Genomic DNA, 1,232 nt, shown 5'->3' on the forward strand with positions numbered 1-1,232 from the left:
TTCTGTCAGGCGGCTTCAATTCGGATATTTTCGTCTTGGAAGCCTTGCACCGCAACGGTTTTGAGTTTTCCATAGAATTCAGAATGCGATTATTTCAAATTTTCTCTGACGCAATTCGAACCCCCGTCCGAATTCAACACGAGTATTACTCGTCCAGCTTTTGAAACTCATCCAGCCGCAGTTCTCGCTTCAATTCTTCCTCTGTCGGCAGATAGGTAAAGTACTTGGATGCGAAAATCTGGTGATTATCCTCCGGCAAAGTGTACTTTACAACAGCATCACTTTTATCGGCGCAGAGGACAATGCCAATCGGCGGTGTATCCCCTTCGTTCATCAACTCACGAGTGTAGTAGTTGACGTACATCTGCATCTGACCGAGATCCTGATGTGTAAGCTGCCCCATCTTCAAATCGATCAGCACAAAGCATTTGAGAATGTAATTGTAAAACACAAGGTCGATGAAAAAGTTCTGACCATCCAGCGTAAACTTCTTCTGTCGGGCTACGAAGGAAAAGCCTCGTCCCAGCTCCAGCAGGAAGTGTTGCAGGTGGTCAATCAATGCCTGCTCCAATTCTCCCTCATACACATGCGTATCTGGTTGGATTTGCAGGAACTCCATTACATAGGGGTCTTTGATGATTTTTTCATATTCCGGTTTTGGCTCCGTCGTTTGTATCTCAGCAGCGACAAGCGATTTATCCTGGCTTGCCAAGATGCGCTGATAGTACATCGTGTGGATCTGCCGTTCAAGCTGCCGGACGCTCCATGCGGACTTCGCGCATTCTTCCGCATAGAAAGCTCTTTCCTTCTCATTAGGAACCCGCATCAGTAGTCGATAGTGCGACCAGCTCAATTCAGGACACAGTGTGTCTCGAATTGGATATGCGCAGTAGAACTGGCGCATTTTTCGCAAATTTGACTCGTCAAATCCTTTCCCAAATTCCGCTGTCAGATGTGCGGACAGGTACTGCAGCAGCTTTTTGCCATATCCTGCACGGTCATTTTCTCCGCAGGCTTTGTAAATCTGCTCACCGATTTCCCAATAGGCCGTCACCATTGCGGAGTTTACTGCCACACTCAAACTACGCTGTGCAGATACAATGGAATGGCGGATTGAATGATAGGTTTGCTCTGTTGTATAGTTCGCTTGAAGCTCGTTATCCATTCTGTTCACCCCGCTCCTGCAATAATTCTCTCAGAAGTCCTTGGCATCCCGCCAACACATCCTGCCA

At 47.3% G+C, this 1,232-nt stretch carries 1 protein-coding gene; it reads right to left on the reverse strand.

Going from position 1 to position 1,232, the window contains the following annotated elements; all coding sequences use genetic code 11:
* Window positions 1–145: 145 nt before the first annotated feature.
* Complete coding sequence (locus H8Z83_RS19120) at window positions 146–1,165, reverse strand: PDDEXK nuclease domain-containing protein (protein WP_187016478.1); 1,020 nt, start codon at window positions 1,163–1,165, stop codon at window positions 146–148.
* Window positions 1,166–1,232: the final 67 nt, after the last annotated feature.

This window comes from Dysosmobacter segnis, from assembly GCF_014297285.1.
Classification (GTDB): Bacteria; Bacillota; Clostridia; order Oscillospirales; family Oscillospiraceae; genus Oscillibacter; species Oscillibacter segnis.

Coding starts and splice junctions, on each gene's coding strand:
- H8Z83_RS19120 (WP_187016478.1), bottom strand. CDS start 1,165: ATGGATAACGAGCTTCAAGCGAACTATACAACAGAGCAAACCTATCAT.